This window comes from Streptomyces mayteni (assembly GCF_054783955.1).
In genome coordinates this window covers 14,558-35,094 of the sequence record NZ_BAAGPR010000045.1, presented here as the reverse complement: position 1 = coordinate 35,094, position 20,537 = coordinate 14,558, and the positions used below count along the sequence as shown (strand labels likewise).

Below are 20,537 nucleotides of genomic sequence, written 5' to 3'. Positions count from 1 at the left end.
CCCGTGGTCCTCGTCGGGCTCGCCGTCAGCGGGTCTCGGTGACCTTGGCCAGTGCCCGTGGCGCGTCCGGGTCCTGGCCGCGCGCCAGGGTCACCTCGTAGGCGAGGCGCTGCAGCGGAAGGATCTCCAGGATCGGCTGGAGTTCCTCGGGCACCCCCTCGGCGGGCAGCGCGAACCCGGCGGAGGCCGCCTCGGCCTGGTGCGCGGGCCCGACCACGACCAGGTCGGCTCCCCGGTCCCGCAGCCGGTCGAGCACGGGGCGCAGCGCCTGGCCGCCCCGGCCGGCGGGCACGATGGCGATCACCGGGGACACGTTGTCGACCATGGCCAGCGGTCCGTGCAGCAGGTCGGCGCCGGAGTAGGCGAGGGCCGGGATGTAGCTGGTCTCCATCAGCTTGAGCGCCGCCTCACGGGCGGTGGGATAGCCGTAGCCACGGGAGGTGATGACCATGCGTTCGGCGAAGCGGTAGCGGCCGGCCAGGGCGCGCACCTCGTCCCGCCGGTCGAGGATCCGCTCGGCGAGCTCGGGCAGCCGGCCGGCGGCGGCCGCGCCGTCGCCGCCGCGCAGGGCCTCGGCCAGGAGGTAGAGGGCCAGCAGCTCCGCGGTGTAGGTCTTGGTCGCCGGCAGCGCGTTCTCGGGCCCGGCCAGCACGTCGATGTGGAACTCGCTGACGGCGGCCAGCGGGGATCCGGGGTTGTTGGTCACGGCCAGGGTGATCGCCCCGGCGTCGCGGGCCGCGGTGGTGGAGGCCACCAGGTCGGGTGAGCCGCCGGACTGGCTGACGGCGATCACCAGGCAGTCGGTCAGGTCGGGCCGGGCCCCGTAGGCGGTGGTGGTGGACATGGAGGTGAGGCCACAGGGCTTGCCGAGCAGGATCTCCAGCAGGTACTTGGCGTAGAGGGCGGCGTTGTCCGAGGTGCCGCGGCCGGTCAGCAGCACGAAGCGCGGGTTCCTGGCGGCGATCCGGTCGGCGACGGCGCGGATGGGCGCCGCCCCGTCGGTGAGGATCCGGCGCAGCACGGCGGGCTGTTCGGCCATCTCGGCCGCCATCACACTGCCCGGCAGGTGCCCGTCGGGGGCCGCCCGGCCGGCGGTCAACGCGCCGCCCCGTGGCCGGTGATGGCCTCGGCGGCGGCCCGGCCGCAGACCCGCGCGGCGCCGTGGGTGGCGACGTGCAGGGCGCCGACCGGGAGGGCGTGCGGCACGCCCATCTCGACCACCACCGTCTCTGGCCTGGCGGCGAGGAGGGCCGCCAGGGCGTCCGCCATCCAGGGGTGGCGGTGGGCGTCGCGGACCACGGCGACGACGGGGCGGTCGGCGGCGGCGGCCAGCACCTCGGCCACCAGCCCCTCGGTGCCGGCACGTTCGGCGTCGGCGTGGGTGTGGTCGCCGGCGCTGGTGCCGGGCAGCAGCCGGTCCAGCTCGGCGGCCACGCCCCACGGGGTCTGGGTGCCCGCGGCGACGTTGGCCGCCGGGGTGAAGGCGGCCACGTAGGGGGCCCGGTCGAGCGGCTCGAAGGGGGCGCCGCCGGCCGCCGGGGTGAGGCGCACCGCGCGGCGGGCGGCGTCGAGGCCGATGGCGTCGCCGTCCGCCTCGGCGGCCGGGGCCTGGGCGCGGGCCTCGGTGGTCCAGCGGGCCAGTGCCCTGACCCGCTCGGCCGCGTCGTGCAGCCGCTCCTCGGGCAGTTCGCCGTCGCGCACGGCCCGCACGATGGCGTCGCGCAGCCGCAGCACCTCGGCCTCGTCGGAGGGGGTGCCGCCGACGCAGATGGCGTCGGCCCCGGCGGCGACGGCGAGGGCGCAGCCGCGGTCCAGGCCGTAGGTGTCGGCGATGGCCTTCATCTCGATGGCGTCGGAGTAGATCACTCCGTCGTAGCCGAGGCCGCCGTCGGCCACCGGGGCGCGCAGCAGTCCGGTGAGCACGGTGGAGCTGAGGGTGCCCGGCCGGTCGGGGTCGAGGGCGGGGATGAGGATGTGCGCGCTCATCACGCAGCGGCTTCCGGCGGCTATGGCCGCCTTGAAGGGCACCAGTTCGCGCTGGTGGAGGGTGTCGAGGTCGATGTCGATGCGCGGGAGCGAGAGATGGGAGTCCACGTTGGTGTTGCCGTGGCCCGGGAAGTGCTTCACGCAGGCGGCGACGCCGACGCTCTGCAACCCCGTCACGAAGGCGACCGTGTGCCGGGCCACGAGCTCCGGGTCCTGCCCGAAGGAGCGGACGCCGATCACCGGGTTCCCGGGGTCCGTGTTGATGTCGGCCGAGGGCGCCCAGTTGACGGAGACGCCGGCCTCGGCGAGGCGCCGGCCGACCTGGGCCGCCACCGCGCGGGTCAGCTCGGGGTCGTCGACGCTGCCGAGGGCGAGGTTGCCGGGGAAGGAGGAGCCGCCGAGCCGTTCCAGGCGGGTCACGTCGCCCGCCTCCTCGTCCGTCGCCACCAGCACGTCGGGCCGGACCGCCCGCAGTTGGGCGGTGAGGCCGGCCAGTTGGGCGGTGGAGACCACGTTCCTGCCGAACAGGCCCACCCCCGTCATGCCGTTCTCCAGCTGGCGCAGCAGCCAGTCGGGGGCGGTGGTGGTGCCGTCGAAGGTGGGCTGGAGGACGGCGAGGGCGTCCCGGGTCAGGGTGTCGGAGTCGCGTGCCAGGGTGGTCATCGCTGGGCGTTATCCCTTCACGGCCCCCGCGGCCAAGCCGCCGGTGACCCGTCGCTGGAGGATGAGGAAGACGATCAGCACCGGAACGGTGAACAGCGAGGAGGCGGCCATGGTGGCACCCCAGTCGTTGCCGAAGTTCGTCTGGAACTGGGTGAGCCACAGCGGCAGGGTGGCCGCGTCCGGGGCCTTGTTGATGACCAGCACCATGGCGTATTCGTTCCACGCCATGATGAACCCGAACAGCGAGGTGGCCATCAGGCCGGGGGCCAACAGGGGAAAGATCACCCGCCGGAACGCCTGGAACCGGTCGCATCCGTCGATCAGCGCGGCCTCCTCGAGCTCCCTCGGCACCGCGGCGATGAAGCCGCGCAGCGTCCAGATGGTGAAGGGCAGGGCCATCACGAAGTAGACGAGGACGAGGGTGCCCAGGCTGTTGAGCATGGAGAGGTCCCGGGCGTTGAGGTAGACCACGATGATCAGCACCTCCCAGGGCGCCATCTGGGCCATCATCACCGCCAGTACCATTCCCCGCCGCCCGCGGAACCGCATCCGGGCCAGCGCGAAGCTGGCGGCGAGCGCCACCACGAGCGCCAACAGCACGGCCCCCAGGGTCACCAGCACGCTGTTGGTCACATAGGTCCAGAACAGCTCGACGCCGGTGGCGGTGGAGTAGTGCTCGAAGGTCGGGGTGAAGAAGAAGACCGGATCCCTCGTGAGCACCTGGGAGTTGCTCTTGAAGGAGGTGGAGAACATCCAGTAGACGGGGAACAGGAACACGGCGGCGAGCAGCAGGGCCACGCCGTTCCGCCACAGCCGTCCCAGGGTGCGGGCGTTCATGGGGTCTCGGTCTCCTTCTCCTGCCGCAGGATCAGGCGGAAGTAGAAGGACATGGCCACCAGCAGGATCAGCAGCGTGAGCACGGAGATGGCCGCGCCGGTGCCGTACTGGTTCTGGCCCATGCCCTCGATGTAGGCCATCACCGGCAGGGTCTCCGACTCGCGGTCGGGGCCGCCGCCGTTGAGGGCGTAGATCTGGACGAACGCCTTGAACACCCAGATGATCTCGAGGAACGTGGTGATCAGGAAGAACGGCCGCATGATGGGGGCCACGATGGACCAGAAGACGCGCCAGCCGCTGGCGCCGTCCATCCGGGCGGCCTCGTAGATCTCGCCGCCGATGGTGGTGAGGCCGGCGTAGAGGTTGAGTGCCACGAAGGGCACCGAGGCCCAGACGATCAGCGCGGTGACGATGGCCAGCGTCGAGGCGCCGCTGGCGAACCAGTTGTGCTGCTCGTAGCCCTCGAAGCCGAGGCCGCGCATCGCCCAGTTGGCCACGCCGAACTGGGTGTCGAACAGCCAGCGGAAGACGGTAGTGCTGGCGATGACCGGCATCGCCCAGGCCGCCACCAGGCTGATGGCGAGCAGCAGCCGCATCCGCCGGCCGAGTTGGTTGAGCAGCAGCCCGATCAGGGTGCCGATCAGCATGATCAGCACCACGTTGACGGCCATGAAGACCACGGTGCGGATCAGGGAGTCCCAGAACCGGTCGTTCTCCAGCACCGCCCGGTAGTTGTCGAACCCGGTCCACTCGGTGGTGCGGGAGATCAGCTGCCGGCGGCCGAACGCCTGGAACGAGATCAGCAGGTTCCTGACCAGGGCGTAGCCCAGCACCGCGAGCATCGCGAGCACGGCGGGCGCGACCAGCAGGTACGGCACCCAGCCGCCCGGCGGCCGCCAGCGGCCGCCGGACCCGGGCGCGGCCCGCCCGCCGCGCGGGGTGCCGCGCGACGGGGCGGGGGAGGCTTCCTCGATGTCGACTGTCATCAGGTTCTGTCCTCGCGGAGCGCTACTCGCGGTTGATCCGGTCGCTGATCTCCGCGTCCGCCTCCTCGGCGGCGCCCTGGTAGTCCTCGCCGTTGAGCGCCTTGGTCATCAGTTCCTTTATGGGGTTGGGCTCGGTCTCGACATTGGCCCAGCCAGTGGTCAGCGGCGGCAGGAAGCCGACGTCGGCCGAGGCGACCATGGCCTCCGCGAAGCTGCCGGGCTCGGGCTCGGCCGTCACGTCGGTGCGGTTCGGCACCACGCCGCCGGCGTTGGCGTCCACGTAGCGCTGCGCCCACTCCTGCGAGGTGGCCATCCGCAGCCACTCGTCGGCGAGTTCGCGGTTGCCGGCCCGTTCGGAGACGGCCAGGTTGGAGCCGCCGAGGAAGACGTGGCCGAGCTGGTCGGCGGTCTTGCCCGGGATGGGGAAGTAGCCGAAGTCGGCCTCGCCGCCCTGCTCCTCGATGGCGGCGATGGCGCCGGCCGCCTCCCAGCCGAGGCCGATCCAGGAGGCCACGTTCCCGCTCGGCACCACCTCGGTGGACTGCTGCGGGGACGCCTCGTCGATGTCGGTCGGCGAGTTGGAGAACGCCTGGAGCTGGCCGTAGAAGTCCATCCCGGCCTCGCCGGCCGGCGTGTTGAGCGCGCCGGCCCAGCTGTCGCCGTCCTCCACGGCGAAGTTGCCGCCCTCGTCCGCGACGAAGCCGCCCATCACGTAGTAGCTCTGCCCCGGGAGGTAGATGGGCTCGGCGTCGGTGTTGGCCTCGATGGCCTCCAGCGCCGCGATCCACTCGTCCCTGGTGGTCGGCACCTCGGCGCCGGCCTCCTCCCAGATGCCCCGGTCGTAGATGACGACGCGGTTGGCGCCGTACCAGGGCACGGCGTACAGGGTGTCGTCCACGCTGGCCGAGCCGAGCATGGCCTCGTTCCAGGGTTCGTCGGCGAAGTCGCCGAGGTCGGCGAGGCCTCCGGTGTTGGCGTACCCCACGGTCTGGGTGTTGCCGATCTCCAGCACGTCGACGGTGCCGTCCTCGGACAGGGCCGTGGTGACCCGGTCCTGGACGCCGTCCCACTGCTGGATCTCGACGTTGACCTCGACGCCGTGCTCGGCCTCGAAGGCCGCGTTGAGCTCGGAGACCCAGGTGTCGGGCGCCGAGCCGTCCATGAGCCAGACGGTGATGGAGTCCGAGCTCCCGCCACCCCCGGCGCCGCTGCTGCCGTCGTCGCCACAGGCCGCCAGAGTGACCGTCAGGGTCATCATGCCGGCGGCGGCGACCAGCTTGCGCTTCACGATCCCGAGCCTCCGTAACGTTTAATGGTGGAGATACAAGAGGTGTAGACCAGTTGCCCGGGAGCTTGGACTAGACCAAGTCGGGGTGTCAAGAGTCCACGAGCGGTGCATGCTGTCCGTTACCGGACCGACATCTGTTCGGGAGCAGCACCGAACTCGGGCCCATGCCACGATGTGAACTGCGAAGTCTCGGAGGAGCCGGTGACGGCTGAGAACGCGGAACCCGCCAAGGGGCGCACTGCGCGGAAGAACGACTCGGGAAGGCGTGGTATGGCGAGGGACGGTGCGACGGTCACGGGCTCACCCACCGGCACGGAAGGACCGGACCGCAGCCGCACCGCGCGGGTCCCGAAGTACTACCGCCTCAAGCGCCACCTCCAGCAGATGACCGAGACCCTCCCGCCCGGCACCCCGGTGCCGCCGGAGCGCTCCCTGGCCACCGAGTTCGACACCTCGCGCACCACCGTCAGGCAGGCCCTCCAGGAACTCGTCGTCGAGGGCCGCCTCGAACGCATCCAGGGCAAGGGCACGTTCGTCGCCAAGCCGAAGGTCTCCCAGGCCCTCCAACTCACCTCGTACACCGAGGACATGCGAGCCCAGGGCCTCGAACCCACCTCCCAGCTGCTGGAGATCGGCTACATCACCGCCGACGAACGCCTCAGCCGCCTGCTCGACCTCGCCCAGGGCGGCCGGGTGTTGCGCATCGAGCGGCTGCGTCTGGCGAGCGGCGAACCGATGGCGATAGAGACCACCCACCTGTCCCAGGAGCGCTTCCCCGCCCTCCGGCGCAGCCTGGTCCGCTACACCTCGCTCTACACGGCGCTCGCCGAGGTCTACGACGTCCACCTGGCCAGCGCCGAGGAGACCATCGAGACCTCGCTCGCCAACCCCCGCGAGGCCGGCCTCCTCGGCACGGACGTCGGCCTCCCGATGCTGATGCTCTCCCGCCACTCCCGCGACACGGCCGGCGAACCCGTCGAATGGGTCCGTTCCGTCTACCGCGGCGACCGCTACAAGTTCGTCGCCAACCTCGCCAGGCCGGGCCTGGCCTGAGCCTTGCCGGCCCGGCCCGGCCCGGCCTGACCAGCGGCCTCCGCCGGGTCACGTTCCCAGCGGCCCGATCAACGGGACACGGCCAAGGCCGTGGCCAGAGGCCCGAGCCGGCACGAGCCAGGGCTCACGAGACCGGCCGTAGCCGGCGGCAACGGGGCGGGAGACGTCCGGCCGCTGCCGGTACCTGTCCCCGGCCCGGCGGCCGGTGCCGGGGAGCGCGGCCAACTCCCGGCCGAGCCGGGGGCCGGCGCCAGCCGTCTGGGCCCAACCGGCGGTGCCGGACGGGGCGTTGGGCTCCGCCGCAGGCGACCGGCCTGCGGCGGCTTCCCGCCCGCCCCACGGCGTCAGCCGTCCACACCTGCCGCCCGCCGCCGGCACCTGACCGGCCAGGCGGCCGAGCCGGGGGCCCGGCGGCTCGTGCCAACCGGCAGGGCCCGCCGGGGCGTTGGGGCGGCTCTGCCGCATGGGACCGGCGCCGTCACCTCGCTGGCGCACGGCGTCGGCCGTCCACGCCCGCCGACGCGCTGCCGGCCCCCGCCCTCACCGGACGCGGCAACGGCAACGGCCCGGCCCCTCTTCGAGGACGGTGGCGCGGCAACGTGCGGTCCGCCCCTGGTCAACGGCCGCGCGCTGGCCTAGATTCCGGCCAGTCAGTCAAGGAGGACAGGCGGGAGACCACCGTGCAATTCCCCACGCACGCACGACCACGCTCCATTGCCATCTGGACAGCGGTCGCCCTCATCGGCGCCGTCGGCTGGTCCATGCTGGCGCTCTACCGCGACGAGGAGGTGTCCGCGGCCTGGATGGTGGCGGCCGCGCTCGGCTCGTACGCCATCGGGTACCGCTTCTACGCCCGTTACATCCAGACCCGCGTCCTGCGCGCCGACCCCACCCGCGCCACGCCGGCCGAACGCGTCAACGACGGCGTGGACTTCCACCCCACCGACCGCCGGGTGCTGCTCGGCCACCACTTCGCCGGCATCTCGGGCGCCGGCCCGCTCGTCGGCCCCGTGCTCGCCGCCCAGATGGGCTATCTGCCGGGCACCATCTGGATCATCGTCGGCGTCATCTTCGCCGGTGCCGTCCAGGACATGGTGGTGCTCTTCTTCTCCACCCGTCGCGACGGCAAGTCGCTCGGCCAGATCGCCCGCGAGGAGATCGGCCCGGTCGGCGGCATCGCCGCCGTGGTCGCCGTCTTCGCCATCATGATCATCCTGCTCGCGGTGCTGGCCCTGGTGGTCGTCAACGCGCTCGCCGAGTCGCCCTGGGGCACGTTCTCGGTCGGCCTGACCATTCCGATCGCCCTCTTCATGGGCGTCTACCTGCGCTATCTGCGCCCCGGCCGGGTCGCGGAGGTGACGGTCATCGGCGTCGCGCTGCTGCTGCTCGCCATCGCCTCCGGCCGCTGGGTCGCCAACTCCGGCCTGGCCGACACCTTCACGCTCTCACCCCGCACCCTCGTCATCTGCCTGGTGATCTACGGCTTCGCGGCCTCCGTCGCCCCGGTGTGGCTGCTGCTGGTGCCGCGTGACTACCTGTCGACGTTCATGAAGATCGGCACCATCGTGCTGCTCGCCTTCGCGCTGGTGGTCACCCTGCCGGGGCTCCAGATGGAGGCGGTCACCGACTTCGCGGGCAACGGCGAGGGGCCGGTCTTCGCCGGTTCGCTCTTCCCGTTCGTGTTCATCACGATCGCCTGCGGCGCGGTCTCCGGCTTCCACGCGCTGATCTCGTCCGGCACCACGCCCAAGATGATCCAGAAGGAGACCCAGGTCCGCACCATCGGCTACGGCGCGATGCTGATGGAGTCCGGGGTCGCCATCATGGCGATCACCGCGGCCTGTGTGCTCGACCCCGGCGTCTACTTCGCGATGAACGTCTCGCCCGCGGTGATCGGCGACACCCTCCAGTCGGCCTCGGAGACCATCTCGTCCTGGGGCTTCACGGTCACCCCCGACCAACTCGCGGCCGCCGCCGAGTCCGTCGAGGAGGAGTCGCTGCTCTCCAGGACCGGTGGCGCCCCGACGCTCGCCCTCGGCCTGGCGGCGATCCTCGCCGACATCCTCGGCGGCGACGCGATGATGAGCTTCTGGTACCACTTCGCGATCATGTTCGAAGCGCTGTTCATCCTGACCGCGATCGACGCCGGCACCCGGGTCGGCCGCTTCATCGTCCAGGACGCGGTGGCCTCCATCCACCCCAGGTTCGACCGGATGCGCGCGACGAACTGGCTACCGGGGATCGCGTTCAGCAGCGCCGTCGTCGTCGCCCTCTGGGGCTATCTGCTGTGGGTCGGCGTCAACGATCCACTCGGCGGCATCAACACGCTGTTCCCGGTGTTCGGCATCTCCAACCAGCTCCTCGCGGCGGTGGCGCTGGCCGTCTGCACGGTGCTGCTGGTGAAGTCCGGGCGGCTGCGGCACGTCTGGGTGACGCTGGTGCCGCTGACCTGGCTCGCCGTGGTCACCTTCACCGCGAGCTGGCAGAAGGTGTTCTCCGGCGACCCGGCCGTCGGCTTCTGGGCCCGGCGCAACCAGTACCAGGACGGCATCGACGCCGACCAACTGCTGCCCGGCGCCGCGGACATGGCCGACATGCGGACGATCGTCACCAACGCCACGGTCGACGCCGTGATCTCCGCCGTGCTCGCGACGCTGGTGCTGATCGTGTTCGCCGACGCCCTGCGGGTGTGCGTGCGGGCGGTGCGGAACCCGGACTCCGTCCGGCTGGCGGAGTCCCCGCACGTCCCCTCGAAGCTGGTCGCCCCGGCCGGCCTGATCCCCACCAGGGAGGAACGCGCCGAACTGGTCGCCGCCGGGCTCGGCCCGGGCGGTGGCATCCCCGAGCAGTCCACCGGTCCACGGGCCACGGCGAAGGCGGAGGCCGGCGAATGAGACGCGCGGTGGCCTGGCTGCGTTGGTACGTCACCGAGCTGACCGGCGAGAACGCCTACGCCCGCCATGTCGCGCGGGTACGCGAGGCCGACGCGGCGGCGCCCGTCCCCTCCCGTCGCGCGTTCGAAAGGGAACGGATGGAACGGCGCTACGGCGACCCGCGGAACGGGGGCGGCGTCTGCTGCTAGCCCCTTGCCGGGCGGGCTCGGCGGAGACCTCCCCGCCCTCCCACCCGTCCGGGTGGGAGGGCACCCCGACCGCCGGACCACGCGGCGGGCCGGCGGTCGGCCATCCGCCCCGGCCCGAGAGGCCACGGGCCGGGAGGGCATGGGCCGGGAGGGCGTGGGCGAGGGCGAAACCGTTGGCGTGGTGGTGTCCCGCATCCCGAGAATCGGGGCGGGACGGCACCGGGCGAGAGGGCGGGACATGGACGAGCGGGTGGCGCTGCGCCCGATGGACGAGGAGAACCTGGCCGCGCTGCTCGCGACGGCCGTCGCGGACGCGCCCCCGGAGGACGTGATGCCGCCGGTGGCCGGCCCCGCCGGGTGGACGGCCGACCGCCGGGAGGCGTTCCTGGCCTGGCACCGCGCCCGCCTGGCCGGGCTCGACGGGCCGGCCGGCGAGGCCGCCTACGCCGTGGCGGACGGCGGGCTGGTCGTCGGCTCCGTGCGGCTGGCCAGGGCCGGCGGCCCCGACGTGCTGGAGACCGGCATCTGGTTGGGGCGCTCCCGGCGCGGGCGCGGGATCGGCACTGCGGCCCTGCGGCTGCTGTGCGCGGAGGCGCGGCGCGCCGGCGGCCGGCTGCTGGTGGCCGACACCACGGCCGACAACGGGGCGGCGGTGGCGATTCTCCGGCGGCTCGGCGCGACGCTGTGCCGCCACCCTGACGGCGTCGCGGTGCACGCCACGTTGCCGCTGCGCTAGCGGCGCCACGCGCCCCCACGCCGCCCCACGCCACGATCGAGGGCGGGTCGGGAACCGTCGGGGCCGCTCGGACGTCATTCCTGCGGCGGGGTGGGGCTGGGCCCTCGTACCACGCCGCCCTCGCGCCCCGACCCTCGTGACCGCAGCGGTGTCCCGATGACCAGCACCACCTCGACGACCTCGACCTCGAACTCCAGCACGGAGAGCGGTGGCGGCGACCGCCAGGAGCCGGCCGCCGGCACCGGCACCGGCCTGCGCCCGGCGCGGTCCCGGTTCCGCCCGCCCTCGGACGGCGTGCTGCTGGCGCTCGGGTTCTTCGTCGTCTACGCGCTGCTGTCCGTCACCCGCTACCTGCGCTACGAGAACCGGTCCTGGGACCTCGGCATCTTCGAGCAGGCCATCAGCGCCTACGCCCGGCTCGAGGAGCCGGTCGCCGACCTCAAGGGTCCCGGGTTCCCGATACTGGGCGACCACTTCAGCCCGATCACCGCGCTGATCGCGCCGTTCTACCGGGTCTTCCCGACGCCCGTCACCCTCCTCGTCGTCCAGGCCGCGCTCTTCGCGCTCGCGGTGCTGCCGGTCACCCGCGGCGCCGCGTTCCTGCTCGGCCGGCCGGCCGGGGCGGCCGTGGGGGCGGCCTTCGGGCTCTCCTGGGGGATGCAACAGGCGGTCGACTTCGACTTCCACGAGATCTGCTTCGCCGTCCCGCTGATCGCGTTCTCGCTGGAGGCCGTGGTCCGCGAGCGCTGGCGCGCCGCGCTCTGCTGGGCGTTGCCGCTGCTGCTGGTCAAGGAGGACCTGGGGATGACGGTCGCCGTCATCGCTCTGGTGGTGGCGTGGCGGGCGCAGCAGGCCGGGCACGTCCGCGCGCCGCGCGCCGCGCTCGCGGTGGCCGGCCTCGCGGTGCTGGCCTGCGCCCTGGTGATTGCCGTGGTGATACCGGCCTTCAACGCCGGCGGCGACTACGACTACTGGGCCAAGGTGGACGAGGGCGGCGGCCCGCTCGACGCGCTGTTCACGGATGTCGACCAGAAGGTCCGCACCCTGCTGTGGATCCTGGTGCCCACCACGGGCCTGCTGGCCCTCCGCTCGCCGCTGCTGCTCGTCGTGGTGCCCACCATCGCCTGGCGGTTCGTCTCCCAGGAGCCGAACTACTGGGGCATCGACTTCCACTACAGCGCCGTGCTGATGCCCGTCACGGCGCTCGCGCTGGCCGACGCGATCGCCCGCTCGGGCGCCTCACGGCGCCCCTGGCTGCGCGGCTACGCCCGCCAGTTGCCGGCCGCCGCGCTGGCCGCCGCGCTGGCTCTCAGCGCCTACCAGCCGATCGCCACCCTCACCCACGCCGACACCTACCGGCCGGGCACCGCGGCCGAGGCCGGCGAGCGCGTGCTGGCCGCCGTCCCCGACGGGGCGGACGTCGCGGCCAACGTCCGGCCGATCTCCCATCTCACCCAGCGCTGCCGGGTGTTCTGGATCGGCGACACCGAGGGGTCGGCGCCCGAGTACATCGCCTACTACGATCCCGCGCGGGACGCGGCCGGCATGGTGGCGTACGCCCGACAGCTGTATCCGGAGGCGGCCTACCGGGTGACGGCGAGTGAGGCCGGATTCTGGGTGCTGCGCCGCGACTGACCCACCCGCACATTCGCTATCGCACACGAGCGAAGGTTCGGGGTTGACGTCGCGCCACCGCCGCGCGCCCTCGGGCGCCAGGTGAACGGCCGGGGCGCCCGTCGCCCGCCACGCGCCTCGGCATTCGCATGTTCGCTCCCCTCGCTCCGTCACCAAGGAGACACGGAACACAACATATAGGGGTGCGTGGTTGGGGCAGCACAAGATGTATGCTCGTCCTCGTTGTCGCCCAGGGGAATCCGGTGAGAGTCCGGAACTGTCCCGCAACGGTATGCGATAGCCGGATTCGTTCGGTTCATCGTGAAGTCCGACCACCTGGCGGCAGCCCTACAGACGTCCGGGCCTCGGGGACTGGGCCGACGGACGCAGCGCGCATGCCTTTGCCCTACCACACGCATGCTCGCGTGCGCCGTCGTGCCCGGCCCCGGGTGCTCACCGCGAGACGCCGCGCGCGACCCCGTCCCGTGCGGCGCCCCGCGATCGATTCGATCCGATTCGATTGAGGGAGAGCATCGAGTGACCATCGCACCCGTCGCACCCGCGGAGCCGGTTACCGCCGCGCAGCCCACCACGCTGTCGCTGACGCTTGCCGAGCTCACCGCCGACCTGTCCGCCACCGACCCCGCCCGGGTCGGGGCGGCCGTGGCGCGCGGCCGGCATGCCGGCTCCGACGAGGCCGAGTTGCGCTCGCTGGCCATCGAGGCCGCCGCCGGCCTGATCGCCGAGGAGCCCGAGTACTCGCGGCTCGCGGCCCGGCTCCTCACCCTCGCCATCCGCGAGGAGGCCGCCGGACAGGGCGCCGACTCGTTCTCCGCCTCCATCGCCGTGGGCCACCGCGAGGGCCTGATCGGCGACCGCACCGCCGGGTTCGTCCGCCGCCACGCCTCCCGGCTCGACGCGCTCGTCGAACACGCCGTCACGACCGGCGCCGACGACCGCTTCGAGTACTTCGGGCTGCGCACCGTCGAGTCCCGCTACCTGCTGCGCCACCCCACCACCCGCCGGGTGATCGAGACCCCGCAGCACTTCCTGCTGCGCGTCGCCTGCGGCCTGGCCGAGGACGAGTCGGAGCGGGCCCTGAAGGACGTGGCCGAGCTCTACCGGCTCACCAGCTCGCTCGCCTACCTGCCGTCCTCGCCCACCCTGTTCAACTCGGGCACCCGCCACCCGCAGATGTCGTCCTGCTACCTGCTGGACTCCCCCGCCGACGAGCTGGACTCCATCTACGAGCGCTACCACCAGATCGCCCGGCTCTCCAAGCACGCCGGCGGCATCGGCCTCTCGTACTCCCGCATCCGCGCCCGCGGTTCACTGATCCGCGGCACCAACGGCAAGTCCAACGGCATCGTGCCGTTCCTCCGCACCCTGGACTCCTCGGTGGCCGCGGTCAACCAGGGCGGCCGCCGCAAGGGCGCGGCCTGCGTCTACCTGGAGACGTGGCACGCGGACATCGAGGAGTTCCTCGAACTCCGCGACAACACGGGCGAGGAGGCGCGGCGCACCCACAACCTGAACATCGCGCACTGGATCCCCGACGAGTTCATGCGGCGCGTCGACTCCGACGGCGACTGGTCGCTGTTCTCGCCGGCCGACGTGCCCGAGCTCGTCGACCTGTGGGGCGACGAGTTCGACGCCGCCTACCGCCGCGCCGAGCAGGCCGGCCTGGCCCAGCGCACCATCCCGGCCCGCCAGCTCTACGCCCGGATGATGCGCACCCTGGCCCAGACCGGCAACGGCTGGATGACGTTCAAGGACGCCGCCAACCGCACCGCCAACCAGACCGCGCGGCCCGGCAGCATCGTGCACTCCTCGAACCTCTGCACCGAGATCCTGGAGGTCACGAACGACGGCGAGACGGCCGTCTGCAACCTGGGCTCCGTCAACCTGGCCGCCCACCTGGGCGACGACGGCGAGATGGACTGGGAGCGTCTTGACGCCACCGTGCGGACCGCCGTCACGTTCCTCGACCGGGTCATCGACCTGAACTTCTACCCGACCCCCCAGGCCGACGCCTCCAACTCCCGCTGGCGCCCGGTGGCGTTGGGCGTGATGGGCCTGCAGGACGTGTTCTTCAGGCTCCGGCTGCCGTTCGACTCCCCCGCCGCCCGCGAGCTGTCCACCAGGATCGCCGAGCGCATCATGCTCACGGCCTACGAGACCTCGGCCGACCTCGCCGAGCGGAACGGCCGGCACCGCGGCTGGGCCGAGACCCGCACCGCGGACGGCGTGCTGCACCCGGACCACTACCCGGAGGCCACCGCCACCTGGCCCGAGCGCTGGGCCGCGCTGCGCGAGCGCGTCGCCACGACGGGGATGCGGAACTCGCTGCTGCTCGCCATCGCGCCCACCGCCACCATCGCCTCGATCGCCGGCGTCTACGAGTGCATCGAGCCGCAGGTCTCCAACCTCTTCAAGCGGGAGACGCTGAGCGGCGAGTTCCTCCAGGTCAACTCGTACCTGATCGGCGAGCTCAAGCGGCTCGGGCTCTGGCACGACGCCACCCGCGAGGCGCTGCGCGAGGCCAACGGCTCGGTCGCCGAACTCCCCGGCCTGCCCGACGAGTTGAAGCAGCTGTACCGGACGGCCTGGGAGCTGCCGCAGCGTGCCCTGATCGACATGGCCGCGGCCCGCACCCCGTACCTCGACCAGAGCCAGTCGCTGAACCTGTTCATGGCGGCGCCCACCATCGGCAAGCTCAGCTCGATGTACGCCTACGCCTGGAAGAAGGGCCTCAAGACCACCTACTACCTGCGCTCGCGCCCGGCCACCCGGATCGCCCAGGCCGCCCGCGCCGCCGCGCCCGTCGCCGTCCCCGTCTCCGCTTCCGTCCCCGAACAGGCCGTCGCCTGCTCCCTGGAGAACCCCGAGTCCTGCGAGGCCTGCCAGTGACCACCACGCCCAAGACCACCGTCAAGAACCTGCTGGACCCGGGCTTCGAGCTGACGCTCCGCCCGATGCGCTACCCGGCGTTCTACGAGCGGTACCGGGACGCCATCAAGAACACCTGGACGGTCGAGGAGGTCGACCTCCACTCGGACGTGGCCGACCTGGCCAAGCTCTCGCCTGGCGAGCAGCACCTGATCGGCCGTCTTGTGGCGTTCTTCGCCACCGGCGACTCGATCGTCGCCAACAACCTGGTGCTCACGCTCTACAAGCACATCAACTCCCCCGAGGCCAGGCTCTACCTGTCGCGGCAGCTGTTCGAGGAGGCCGTGCACGTCCAGTTCTACCTGACGCTGCTGGACACCTACCTCCCCGACCCGGACGAGCGCACGGCGGCCTTCGCGGCGGTGGAGAACATCCCGTCGATCCGGGAGAAGGCGCAGTTCTGCTTCCGCTGGATCGACTCGGTCGACGACCTGTCGAGCCTCCAGACCCGCGAGGACCGTCGCCGGTTCCTGCTGAACCTGATCTGCTTCGCGGCCTGCATCGAGGGCCTGTTCTTCTACGGCGCCTTCGCCTACGTCTACTGGTTCCGGTCCCGCGGCCTGCTGCACGGCCTGGCCACCGGCACCAACTGGGTGTTCCGGGACGAGAGCTGCCACATGGACTTCGCCTTCCACGTGGTCGACACGGTCCGCGCGGAGGAGCCGGACCTGTTCGACGAGGAGATGGAGCGCGAGGTCACGGAGATGCTGCGGGAGGCCGTCGAGGCCGAGCTCCAGTTCGCCCGCGACCTGTGCGGTGACGGCCTGGCCGGCATGAACACCGAGTCGATGCGCGAGTACCTGGAGTGCGTCGCCGACCAGCGGCTGGTCAGGCTCGGCCTGAAGCCGATCTACGGCTCCCGCAACCCGTTCGCGTTCATGGAGCTGCAGAACGTCCAGGAGCTGACGAACTTCTTCGAGCGCCGCCCGTCCGCCTACCAGGTGGCGGTCGAGGGCAACGTCTCCTTCGACGACGAGTTCTGATCCCCGCTCGCTCGCCCCTTCCCCTCACCGGCCCGCCGCGCCCCGCGCGGCGGGCCGGCCCCGCTTCACCGCCGGCTACCGGGAGACCTGGCCGCCGCCGGTCACGGCCCTGAGCTCGCCGAGCGACTCCCTGACGACCTCGGCGAGTTCCCGCTCGTCGGCCTCGCCGATCCACTGTTCGAAGGCCACCTTGAACACGGCTATGCCGGCCTCGGCGGCGAGGCTCGCGGCCGGCTCGCCGACGCCGCGCCGCCGCAGCGCCTCGGCCAGCCCGGTGGCCAGCCCGGCGAGCTTGATGAGCTCGCGCTCCCGCAGCTCCGCGTTGGCGGCGATGACGGCATGCCGCTTCGTGGCGTACGCCCGGCGCTCCTGGAACATCGCGGACGCCCCCTCCAACGCGGCGGAAACCGCGTCGATCGGCGAGGCGGCGGCCGGGACGGCGTCGAGCGCGCCCACGGCGCACTCCTGAAGCGTCTCCGAGCCGGCGAACAGCACTTCCCGCTTGTCGGCGAAGTGCCGGAAGAAGGTGCGCTCGGTCAGTGCGGCCCGCCGGGCGATCTCGGCGACCGTGGTCTGTTCGTAGCCGCGCTCGACATAGAGATCAAGCGCCGCCTGTTGCAGTCGGCCACGCGCGTTCGGCTCCCATCGCCCCATGCGGTCGATTCTATGCGATGACAGCGACTGACATCACCTGCTACCGTTGATGTCAGTCGCTGACATCGACCCGCCCGTCCGGGCGGCAAGGGAGTACTCATGCGCGTGTTCGTCACCGGCGCGTCCGGCTTCGTCGGCTCGGCCGTCGTTCCCGAGCTCATCGCCGCCGGCCACCAGGTCATCGGCCTCGCCCGCTCCGACGCCTCGGCCGAGGCCGTCGCCGCCGCCGGCGCGGAGCCGCACCGCGGCGCGCTCGACGACCTCGACAGCCTGCGCGCCGGCGCGGCCGCCGCCGACGGCGTCATCCACCTCGCGTTCATCCACGACTTCTCCGACTACGAGAGCGCGCAACGCGCCGACCTGGCCGCCATCGACGCCTTCGGCGAGACGCTGGCCGGCTCGGGGAAGCCGCTGGTCATCGCCTCGGGGCTCGCCGGGCACCCGCCGGGCCACCCCCTGACCGAGCGGGACATGCCGGCCGAGGACGCCCCGCGCGCCGCCGCCGCGCGCAACACGCTCGCGCTGGCCGAGCGCGACGTCCGCTCCGTCGTACTACGGCTCTCGCCCACCGTGCACGGCCCGGGCGACCACGGCTTCGTCCGCGCCCTGATCGGCATCGCCCGCGACCGGGGCGTCGCCGGCTACGTCGACGACGGCGAAGGAGCCAACCACTGGGCCGCCGTCCACCGGCTGGACGCCGCCCGCCTCTTCCGCCTGGCCGTCGAGCGCGCCCCGGCGGGCTCGGTCCTGCACGGCGTCGCGGAGGAGGGCGTCCCCACCCGCACCATCGCCGAGATCATCGGCCGCCACCTCGGCCTCCCGACCGCCTCGGTACCGGCCGAGAAGGCGACCGAACACTTCGGCTGGCTCGGCCGCTTCTTCGCCCTCGACATCCGCGCCACCAACGCCCTGACCCGCGACCTCCTCGACTGGCACCCGACCGGCCTCGGCCTCGTCGATGACCTGGAGGAAGGGCACTACTTCGCGCCGTGACCCACCACGCGGATATGGCACCCCCGGGTGTGGGTATACCAAGAGCTATACTCACCGTGTGGTGCAACGTGAATGGGCGATCTTCGTAGTCGATGAGGTTCGAGAGTGGATCGAGCGGCTTGACCAGGCGGCCCAAACCCGAGTGGTTCAGGCACTCGACATACTTGCCGATAGCGGGCCCGGCCTTGGGCGCCCCTTGGTCGATACGATCAATGGGGCAACGTTGAAAGAACCTCAAGGAGCTGCGACCGGGCACCGTACGGATCCTGTTCGCTTTCGATCCATGGCGGTCCACCATCCTGCTGGTCGCTGGCGACAAGCGAGGGCGTTGGCAGGAGTGGTACGAAGAGTCGATCCCGCTGGCGGAACAGCGCTACGCGCACTACGTGAAGATCCGCACCGAGGAGGAGAGCGCACCGTGAACGGTTACACACGCTGGCAGGACATCCGCGCGGAGTTCGTCGAGCGTGCGGGCGGCGAGGAAGTCATCGCACAGGGCAAGCAGGAGCTACTGGGAGAGATTCTGGGGTATCGGCTGGCAGAAATCCGGCGCGCTCGAGGGCTGACCCAGGAACAGGTGGCCGCGCGCATGGAGGTCACCAAGGGGCGCGTCTCGCAGATCGAGCAGGGCAGGATCTCCGGCCAGGAGGTGCTCGCCCGGTACGTCGCCGCCCTCGGCGGGCGTCTGCACCAGGCGATCTACTTCGACAACGGCGACATCGCCGCCATCGCCTAGCACCGGCCATCGGCGAGTATGTGGTCAGATGGCCCTCGGCGCCGACCACTCTGCGCCGCCGTCGCCACGCGCCAACGTCTCCCGCAGGACAACCTCGATCGGGACACCAACCCCTGGCTTCGCCATGCGCTCGTCAACGATGCGGTTGATCTCGCTCTCGTCCGGCTCGGGATCGCCCCCGTCGCCTCGCCTGGATTCCCTGGATGGCCGCGGCACGGTCGAAGCGTATCGGTCGGCCGCGCGCCGCGCTCTCCCCGTTCCGCATCGCAACTCTGAGCGGGCTGATCAGGGGATTCTCATGGACTCCTCATCCGGCCCCGCTGTGATGTCGGCATGAGCGAAGAAGAACTGCACGACCACGACAGGGGCCTCTCCTTCGACCTGCCGACTCTCGCGCGGCGCCGGATGTTGGTGTTGGGGGGTGGCGGGCTGCTCGCCGTGGCGGGGTGTGCCGCCGAGGCGAACAGCAACGGCGGGGGCGCGTCGTCCTCGCCGAGCGCCGCAGCCACGGAGACGGAGACGGACGCCGCGTGCGCCGCGATACCGGACGAGACCGGCGGGCCGTACCCGGCGGACGGGTCGAACGGGGTGAACGTGCTCACCGAGAGCGGGATCGTCCGCAGCGACATCACGTCCAGCTTCGGTTCGGCCAGCGGCGTGGCCGAGGGCGTGCCGTTGACCATCGAGCTCACCGTGGTGGACGCGGCGAGCGGCTGCGGCGCCGGGCTCGAGGGCGCCGCGGTGTACCTGTGGCACTGCGACCGGGACGGCGACTACTCGCTCTACTCCCAGGGCATCGAGAACGAGAACTACCTGCGCGGCGTCCAGGAGACGGACGCGTCGGGCAAGGTGACGTTCACCAGCGTCTTCCCCGCCTGCTACGAAGGCCGCTGGCCGCACATCCACTTCGAGGTCTACCAGGGCCTCGACCAGGCCACCGCCGCCGGCAACGCGATCAAGACCTCGCAGCTCGCGCTGCCCGAGGACGTCTGCGACACGGTCTACGACAGCGACGGCTACAGCCGCAGCGTCCAGTCCTTCGCCCGGGTCTCCCTCGACACGGACAACGTGTTCAGCGACGGCTCGTCGCTCCAACTCGCCACGGTGACCGGGGATGTGAGCCAGGGCTATGTCGCCTCGCTCCAACTCGGCGTGTAGGGAGGGCGGGGCGCCGGGCGCCCCGCCCGCGGTCGGCGTCAGATGCCGCAGGTCGGGGCCGACCAGGTGCGGGAGGACTTGTTCCCGACGTGGGTGTGGTCGTTGTGGCCCGGGTAGCCGGGGCCCAGGATCTCGTTGAAGCCGTGGTAGCGGGCGCGCTGCGCGAGCGTGCACAGCGTGGGCGAGCCGGTCAGGTCGACGCCGTCGCCGTACAGGTGCCGGCTGGTGGCCGAGCCGCCGGCCGCGTTGTTGCAGGCGTAGGAGCGGAAGCCGCTGCTGACGGTGATCGGACGGTCGCCGAGCGCGTGCCGCAGGGCCTCCAGCTTCCACATGTTGACCAGCGCGTTGGACCTGGCCGTCGCCGCGCTGACCGCGCCGCCCGACCAGTCGGAGTTGCAGCGGTTGAGCTCGGCGTAGCTGAAGTGGATGGGCGTGCAGTCGGCGTCCTGGAGGGCGTAGATCCGGTTGAACGTCTGCTGGCCGGCGATGCCGTCGGCGCTGAGGCCGTACGCCTGCTGGAAGCGGGTCACGGCGGCCGCGGTCGCGGGGCCGTAGGACCCGTCGATGGCGAGCACCGCGCCGTAGGCCGGGTAGCCGGCGACCCGGATCTGGAGCTGCCTGACGTCCTCGCCCGAGGCGCCCTGGCTGAGCGTGCGGTTCCAGGTGTAGCAGGAGTCGGCCTGGGCCGTGCCGGCCGTGAGGACTCCGCCGACCAGTACCGCTGAAGCGATCATGACAAGTGACAGGAGGAGACGCACCGCGTGTCTGAGCATGCGGACAGCCTGACCGAGCAGTCAACGCGCGTCAACCACGGGGACG

17 protein-coding genes, 1 pseudogene and 1 riboswitch are annotated in these 20,537 nt (G+C 71.9%); of the genes and pseudogenes, 11 read left to right on the top strand and 7 right to left on the bottom strand.

What is annotated here, in order from left to right; translation table 11 throughout:
- Nucleotides 1–25: 25 nt before the first annotated feature.
- The 5 genes from ACYVPE_RS20415 to ACYVPE_RS20395 are packed head-to-tail and all read right to left on the bottom strand — an operon-like array spanning nucleotide 26 to nucleotide 5,760.
- Nucleotides 26–1,051: an SIS domain-containing protein gene (locus tag ACYVPE_RS20415; protein WP_461035112.1), complete on the bottom strand. Its 1,026-nt coding sequence runs from the start codon at nucleotides 1,049–1,051 to the stop codon at nucleotides 26–28.
- 44 nt (nucleotides 1,052–1,095) lie between these two features.
- Complete coding sequence (locus tag ACYVPE_RS20410) at nucleotides 1,096–2,649, bottom strand: glycoside hydrolase family 3 protein (RefSeq protein WP_461035090.1); 1,554 nt, start codon at nucleotides 2,647–2,649, stop codon at nucleotides 1,096–1,098.
- A gap of 9 nt (nucleotides 2,650–2,658) precedes the next feature.
- Nucleotides 2,659–3,486: a carbohydrate ABC transporter permease gene (locus ACYVPE_RS20405; protein WP_461035089.1), complete on the bottom strand. Its 828-nt coding sequence runs from the start codon at nucleotides 3,484–3,486 to the stop codon at nucleotides 2,659–2,661.
- Nucleotides 3,483–4,472 (bottom strand): carbohydrate ABC transporter permease, encoded by a 990-nt coding sequence (locus tag ACYVPE_RS20400; protein ID WP_461035088.1) that lies wholly within the window; start codon nucleotides 4,470–4,472, stop codon nucleotides 3,483–3,485. The genes ACYVPE_RS20405 and ACYVPE_RS20400 overlap by 4 nt, the downstream gene beginning before the upstream one ends.
- 22 nt (nucleotides 4,473–4,494) lie before the next feature.
- Nucleotides 4,495–5,760: an extracellular solute-binding protein gene (locus tag ACYVPE_RS20395; RefSeq protein WP_461035087.1), complete on the bottom strand. Its 1,266-nt coding sequence runs from the start codon at nucleotides 5,758–5,760 to the stop codon at nucleotides 4,495–4,497.
- A gap of 270 nt (nucleotides 5,761–6,030) precedes the next feature.
- Here ACYVPE_RS20395 and ACYVPE_RS20390 point away from each other — a divergent pair, with 270 nt between their 5' ends.
- From ACYVPE_RS20390 to ACYVPE_RS20360, 7 genes are all read left to right on the top strand, one after another.
- Nucleotides 6,031–6,813, top strand: coding sequence for a GntR family transcriptional regulator (locus ACYVPE_RS20390; RefSeq protein ID WP_461035086.1), 783 nt, complete (start codon nucleotides 6,031–6,033; stop codon nucleotides 6,811–6,813).
- 761 nt (nucleotides 6,814–7,574) lie between these two features.
- Nucleotides 7,575–9,707, top strand: a complete 2,133-nt coding sequence (locus tag ACYVPE_RS20385; protein WP_461035111.1) for a carbon starvation CstA family protein — start codon at nucleotides 7,575–7,577, stop codon at nucleotides 9,705–9,707.
- Nucleotides 9,704–9,895 carry a CstA-like transporter-associated (seleno)protein gene (locus tag ACYVPE_RS20380; protein ID WP_461035085.1) on the top strand — a complete coding sequence of 64 codons (192 nt, stop codon included), beginning with the start codon at nucleotides 9,704–9,706 and terminating at the stop codon, nucleotides 9,893–9,895. The genes ACYVPE_RS20385 and ACYVPE_RS20380 overlap by 4 nt, the downstream gene beginning before the upstream one ends.
- Before the next feature lie 238 nt (nucleotides 9,896–10,133).
- Entirely contained in the window at nucleotides 10,134–10,631 is a 498-nt protein-coding gene (locus ACYVPE_RS20375) for a GNAT family N-acetyltransferase (RefSeq protein WP_461035084.1), read from the top strand.
- Nucleotides 10,632–10,787: 156 nt separating this feature from the next.
- Nucleotides 10,788–12,266: a DUF2079 domain-containing protein gene (locus tag ACYVPE_RS20370; protein ID WP_461035083.1), complete on the top strand. Its 1,479-nt coding sequence runs from the start codon at nucleotides 10,788–10,790 to the stop codon at nucleotides 12,264–12,266.
- Nucleotides 12,267–12,475: 209 nt separating this feature from the next.
- Nucleotides 12,476–12,603, top strand: a riboswitch (cobalamin riboswitch).
- Between the two features lie 179 nt (nucleotides 12,604–12,782).
- Nucleotides 12,783–15,155: a ribonucleoside-diphosphate reductase subunit alpha gene (locus tag ACYVPE_RS20365; RefSeq protein WP_461035082.1), complete on the top strand. Its 2,373-nt coding sequence runs from the start codon at nucleotides 12,783–12,785 to the stop codon at nucleotides 15,153–15,155.
- Between the two features lie 65 nt (nucleotides 15,156–15,220).
- Complete coding sequence (locus tag ACYVPE_RS20360; protein WP_461035110.1) at nucleotides 15,221–16,177, top strand: ribonucleotide-diphosphate reductase subunit beta; 957 nt, start codon at nucleotides 15,221–15,223, stop codon at nucleotides 16,175–16,177.
- A 75-nt stretch (nucleotides 16,178–16,252) separates the two neighbouring features.
- Here ACYVPE_RS20360 and ACYVPE_RS20355 read toward each other — a convergent pair whose 3' ends face one another.
- Nucleotides 16,253–16,831 (bottom strand): TetR/AcrR family transcriptional regulator, encoded by a 579-nt coding sequence (locus tag ACYVPE_RS20355; RefSeq protein ID WP_461035081.1) that lies wholly within the window; start codon nucleotides 16,829–16,831, stop codon nucleotides 16,253–16,255.
- Between the two features lie 99 nt (nucleotides 16,832–16,930).
- Between ACYVPE_RS20355 and ACYVPE_RS20350 the strand changes: the two genes are divergently transcribed.
- From ACYVPE_RS20350 to ACYVPE_RS20335, 4 genes and pseudogenes are all read left to right on the top strand, one after another.
- Complete coding sequence (locus tag ACYVPE_RS20350) at nucleotides 16,931–17,824, top strand: SDR family oxidoreductase (RefSeq protein ID WP_461035080.1); 894 nt, start codon at nucleotides 16,931–16,933, stop codon at nucleotides 17,822–17,824.
- A gap of 61 nt (nucleotides 17,825–17,885) precedes the next feature.
- Nucleotides 17,886–18,246, top strand: a pseudogene (locus ACYVPE_RS20345) (type II toxin-antitoxin system RelE/ParE family toxin).
- Nucleotides 18,243–18,560 carry a helix-turn-helix domain-containing protein gene (locus ACYVPE_RS20340; protein WP_461035079.1) on the top strand — a complete coding sequence of 106 codons (318 nt, stop codon included), beginning with the start codon at nucleotides 18,243–18,245 and terminating at the stop codon, nucleotides 18,558–18,560. The pseudogene ACYVPE_RS20345 and the gene ACYVPE_RS20340 overlap by 4 nt, the downstream one beginning before the upstream one ends.
- A 333-nt stretch (nucleotides 18,561–18,893) precedes the next feature.
- Nucleotides 18,894–19,718: an intradiol ring-cleavage dioxygenase gene (locus tag ACYVPE_RS20335; protein ID WP_461035078.1), complete on the top strand. Its 825-nt coding sequence runs from the start codon at nucleotides 18,894–18,896 to the stop codon at nucleotides 19,716–19,718.
- Between the two features lie 38 nt (nucleotides 19,719–19,756).
- On the opposite strand, the gene ACYVPE_RS20330 is transcribed toward ACYVPE_RS20335, so the two are convergent.
- Complete coding sequence (locus ACYVPE_RS20330) at nucleotides 19,757–20,491, bottom strand: D-Ala-D-Ala carboxypeptidase family metallohydrolase (RefSeq protein ID WP_461035077.1); 735 nt, start codon at nucleotides 20,489–20,491, stop codon at nucleotides 19,757–19,759.
- Nucleotides 20,492–20,537: the final 46 nt, after the last annotated feature.